Annotated in this window: 5 protein-coding genes; 2 read left to right on the forward strand and 3 right to left on the reverse strand. The window is 26.5% G+C overall.

Annotation, left to right across the window (positions count from 1 at the left end):
* Nucleotides 1-139 precede the first annotated feature (139 nt).
* The 3 genes from Q0Y03_RS15265 to Q0Y03_RS15275 form a co-directional block, all read right to left on the reverse strand.
* Nucleotides 140-799, reverse strand: a complete 660-nt coding sequence (locus tag Q0Y03_RS15265; protein WP_297714644.1) for a peptidylprolyl isomerase — start codon at nucleotides 797-799, stop codon at nucleotides 140-142.
* Between the two features lie 111 nt (nucleotides 800-910).
* Entirely contained in the window at nucleotides 911-1,045 is a 135-nt protein-coding gene (locus tag Q0Y03_RS15270; protein WP_279324982.1) for a clostri-philic family protein, read from the reverse strand.
* Nucleotides 1,046-1,210: 165 nt separating this feature from the next.
* Nucleotides 1,211-1,627 carry a DUF3785 family protein gene (locus tag Q0Y03_RS15275; protein WP_297714645.1) on the reverse strand — a complete coding sequence of 139 codons (417 nt, stop codon included), beginning with the start codon at nucleotides 1,625-1,627 and terminating at the stop codon, nucleotides 1,211-1,213.
* 185 nt (nucleotides 1,628-1,812) lie between these two features.
* Here Q0Y03_RS15275 and Q0Y03_RS15280 point away from each other — a divergent pair, with 185 nt between their 5' ends.
* Together Q0Y03_RS15280 and Q0Y03_RS15285 are read left to right on the forward strand one after the other, a co-directional pair.
* A complete protein-coding gene (locus Q0Y03_RS15280; RefSeq protein WP_297714646.1) occupies nucleotides 1,813-2,412 on the forward strand; it encodes a hypothetical protein in 600 nt (199 codons plus the stop codon).
* 115 nt (nucleotides 2,413-2,527) lie between these two features.
* Nucleotides 2,528-3,025, forward strand: coding sequence for a ferritin family protein (locus Q0Y03_RS15285; RefSeq protein WP_297714647.1), 498 nt, complete (start codon nucleotides 2,528-2,530; stop codon nucleotides 3,023-3,025).
* Nucleotides 3,026-3,269 lie beyond the last annotated feature (244 nt).

Here is a 3,269-nt window from a genome sequence, read left to right on the forward strand (position 1 = left end):
AATGAAATGACTTTCGAAGCTTTAGCTCTTTTTCTGGAAAAAACAATATAAATTCTTAACGCAAATTACACAATTCCTGGAGATAATATCATTAATTTTCGTCATCACGGCATTCAAGCTCTAACGAACAATTTAGTTATTATTGTATTTTTTCTGGTTCTTTGTAATTTATTCCTTTTGTATCTACTGTAATACTTTCTATAACTACATCTTTTAACGGTTTATCATTACTGTTAGTTTCAACTGAATTAATTGCTTCTACAACATCCATTCCTTCAGTTACCTTTCCAAAAGCAGCATAATCACCATCAAGGTGTGATGCTTCTTCAGCCATTATAAAAAATTGACTTCCTGCTGAATCAGGATTACTTGCTCTTGCCATTGATAAAACACCTGCTGTATGTTTTAAATCATTCTTTGTATATCCATTATTACTAAACTCACCTTTAATTGAGTATCCTGGACCTCCTGTACCAATTCCATTTGGATCTCCACCTTGATTCATAAAACCTTCAATCACTCTGTGAAATATTAATCCATCATAAAATCCAGAATTAGCTAATGATATAAAATTATTAACTGTATTAGGTGCTTTATCTGGATATAATTCTGCTTTTATTGTTCCAAAACCTTTAACTTTAATTGTTGCTACTGGTAACTCCCCTGTTGATTCAACTGTTGTTTCATTTTCTTCATCGGTATTTTGGTTTGAAGTATTGTTATTTGTACATCCTATTAGACCAATTAACATAGCACTTATCCCTACTAAAATTACGCCTTTTTTAAAAACTTTCTTCATAAATAACCTCCATAAAAAATTTTGTCATTTTTTATAATATCAAAAAAAAGCTCAACTCTCAAGTTAAGCTTTTTTCATATAGACTTATGTACTATTTTTCTAAAAATTTACCTAAAGAGGTTCTCCATCAAAACTTTTATATTTACTCGGATTTTTATCATTTCCTACATTATCTTGATTTTGATGAAGTTTTTGTCTTCTTTCTCCCTTTTGATACTTTTTATCTTTAAATTTATCAGTACTCATTTATAAGACACGCTCCCTTCTATATTATTTTCTACAAAACTTCTATATATAATTCAAAAAACACTAAAGATTTTAATGTAAATAAAGTAAATCTCCTATAATACTTAATATTATAAAAATTTAAGGTTGAGATACATAAACTATAATACATCTCAACCTTTTTAACTAAACTTCAAACTCTTCAATTTCTATAGAATAACTTCCGCAATGCTTACAAACATTTATCATTACAATATAACTATTATCTACTTTTCCACTTTTCAATAATCTTTTAAAAGATAAACCTTCATACTCTTTATCTAAAGTACTTATTACATACTCCTTATTTTTTGTATATATATAAAAATTAAACCCTAAAAAATCAAAAAACTTCTTTTTCTCAGCAACTCCCTCATTACAGTTTTCACAAGGAAAATCAAAAAATGCCTTTATAAATTCAACATTCTCACTATTATGTAATATATCTATTATTTTTTTCTCATCTATATCTTTAATTGGATTCTCTTCATCATTCATAAAATACTCAAGATTACCTTCATCTAAAATATATTCTTTATCATCAAAAGTAAATTTAAATTCCATTTGAATTATCTTCCTTTCTCTTTTCAGAAATTTTCTTTTATTACTTTATTGTACATAATAACATACTAGTATTCATAAATAAAGTTCTTTAATAAAAGTTTGTATGAATTTTGTAAAAAAATTATTAACAGTTACATATTTTTAGTGTACAATATAGACTATAAAATAAAAGGTGGGGATTTAATTTGAATAATAAAGAGATATACATAGTTTTATCTAGAACTGGAACTATGTTTTCTAATATAATTGCTCTTTTTACACAAAAAGAATACTCTCATGTTTCTTTATCTCTTGATAGCTCCTTCACTCAAATGTTTTCCTTTGGCCGCAAAATTCCAAACAAAGTTTTACCAGCTGGCCTTGTTGAAGAAAATCTATATGATGGTGTATTTGCCATGTATCCTAATAGTAGGTGCTTAGTATATAAAGTTAATATTACTGATGAGCAATTTAACTTTTTACAAGATGAAATTAATAAATTTTTTGAAAATAAAGATGAGTATAAATATAGTGTTCTTGGAACAGTAACTGCTTACTTTAATAAACCTCATAAAAGAGAATACTATTATTTCTGTTCTCAGTTTGTAGCAGAGTTGTTAATTAATAGTGGTATTTATAAAACTGACAAGCTTCCAGAGGTAATTAAGCCTATGGATTTACTAGAAATAGAAAATAAAACTCTTTTTTATGAAGGCTTCATAAATGAGGATAGATCTGTTAAAAATAACTTCTTTCTATTTAACTCACAAAGAATATCTAGGGTAATTTCTAAATTAATGTCTTAAGAAAAACTCTAAAGTAGATTTAATCTACTTTAGAGTTTTTCTTATTTTTTAACATTTATATATATTTATTCATAAAATACACTGATACACTATAATTAATTTAAGGAGTATATAAATGTATTCAATCGACCTTCCATATCCAGAAATTAAAGTAAAAGAAAAAAACTCAAAATATCTTGACTTAATCTTACTTAATTACTCTAGTGCCATTTCTGAATTTGATGCTATAGCTCAATATACTTATCATCAAATTGCATTAACTTATACTAATAAAGAAATATCAGAGACTCTATGTGGCATATCTATTGTTGAAATGCATCATTTAGAAATACTTGGTAAAATAATAATTCTACTTGGCGGAGAACCAGGTTATTGGATTAATAATAAAAAGAAAAATTATTGGTCAAGTAAATTAGTAAATTATGATTTATCCTCAATTAAAAATATACTTACTATTGATATTCAAGATGAAAAAGCAGCTATTAAGCAATATAAAGAAACTATAACACAAATTGATGATGAATATATAAATGCAGTACTTAAAAGAATTATCCTAGACGAAGAATTCCATATCCAACTCCTAGTCAACCTTTACACCAAATACGTAAAATAGAATTCTATTGCGCACCACGTGGAAGCGAAAAAATGAAATATTTATTTTCCGGGAACTGTGAAATTTTTGCCTAGAATTTATATCTTTGTTTCATTGAACTTGATAAAGTTGTAAAAGTCGCTTACGCTTCAATACAACTTCTTTACGCAAGTTCAATTCCACAAAGATTAAATTCTACGGCTCAATTTCAATGTTCCCTCCAAATTAATATTTCATTTTTTCTTTTTCTATGTGTTTGCTTATA

Source organism: Clostridium sp. (assembly GCF_026168755.1).
Taxonomy (GTDB): domain Bacteria; phylum Bacillota; class Clostridia; order Clostridiales; family Clostridiaceae; genus Clostridium.

What these genes read in the sequence shown, in the direction of transcription:
- Q0Y03_RS15265 (WP_297714644.1), bottom strand. Translation starts at nt 799, where the DNA reads ATGAAGAAAGTTTTTAAAAAAGGCGTAATTTTAGTAGGGATAAGTGCT.
- Q0Y03_RS15270 (WP_279324982.1), bottom strand. Translation starts at nt 1,045, where the DNA reads ATGAGTACTGATAAATTTAAAGATAAAAAGTATCAAAAGGGAGAAAGA.
- Q0Y03_RS15275 (WP_297714645.1), bottom strand. Translation starts at nt 1,627, where the DNA reads ATGGAATTTAAATTTACTTTTGATGATAAAGAATATATTTTAGATGAA.
- Q0Y03_RS15285 (WP_297714647.1), top strand. Translation starts at nt 2,528, where the DNA reads ATGTATTCAATCGACCTTCCATATCCAGAAATTAAAGTAAAAGAAAAA.